The following is a 1,158-nucleotide window of genomic DNA, read 5'->3' on the forward strand; positions in this document are numbered from 1 at the left end:
ACGCCCGAGGTGGACGCGGTGTTGGGGCGGTATCCGCTGCGGGAGCTGGTGACGGTGGCGGAGCCGCTGCCGCTGCTGGTGGAGCGGGAGAGGGCCCTGTACGGCGCCTGGTACGAGTTCTTCCCCCGCTCCGAGGGCACCTCCGAGCGCCCGCACGGCACGTTCCGCACGGCCGCGCGACGGCTGCCCGCCATCGCCGGCATGGGCTTCGACGTGGTGTACCTGCCGCCCGTCCATCCGATCGGGACGACGTTCCGCAAGGGCCGCAACAACACCCTCTCCCCCGGGCCCGAGGATGTCGGGGTGCCGTGGGCGATCGGCTCCCCGGAAGGCGGGCACGACGCGATCCACCCCGATCTGGGCACGATCGAGGACTTCGACTGGTTCGTGACACAGGCGCGCGGACTCGGCCTGGAGATCGCGCTGGACTTCGCGTTGCAGTGTTCGCCGGATCATCCCTGGGTGCAGAAGCATCCGCAGTGGTTCCATCACCGTCCGGACGGCACCATCGCGTATGCGGAGAACCCGCCCAAGAAGTACCAGGACATCTACCCGATCGCGTTCGACGCGGACATGGACGGCCTGGTCGCCGAGACCCTGCGGGTCCTCAGGTATTGGATGGCGCACGGGGTGCGGATCTTCCGGGTCGACAATCCGCACACCAAGCCGGTGGTGTTCTGGCAGCGGGTGATCGCGGACGTCAACCGCACCGACCCGGACGTGATCTTCCTGGCGGAGGCGTTCACCCGGCCGGCGATGATGCACACCCTGGCGCAGATCGGGTTCCAGCAGTCGTACACGTACTTCACCTGGCGTAATTCCAAGCAGGAGCTGACCGAGTACCTGACCGAGCTGTCCGGGGAGGCGGCCGCCTACATGCGGCCGAACTTCTTCGTGAACACCCCGGACATCCTGCACGAGTTCCTCCAGCAGGGCGGGCGCCCGGCGTTCGAGCTGCGGGCGGTGCTGGCCGCCACCCTCTCCCCCACCTGGGGCGTGTACAGCGGCTACGAACTGTGCGAGAACGCTCCCCTCCGCCCCGGCAGCGAGGAATACCTGGACTCGGAGAAATACCAGATCAGGCCCCGGGACTGGGAAGCCGCCGAACGCGACGGCCGCACCATCACCCCGCTCATCACCAAACTCAACGCGATCAGG

The 1,158-nt window shown here is 68.0% G+C and carries 1 pseudogene; it reads left to right on the forward strand.

What is annotated here, in order from left to right:
• Window positions 1–1,158, forward strand: a pseudogene (locus AQJ91_RS48170) (alpha-1,4-glucan--maltose-1-phosphate maltosyltransferase); the annotation flags it as partial.

This window comes from Streptomyces dysideae (genome assembly GCF_001514305.1).
Classification (GTDB): Bacteria; Actinomycetota; Actinomycetes; order Streptomycetales; family Streptomycetaceae; genus Streptomyces; species Streptomyces dysideae.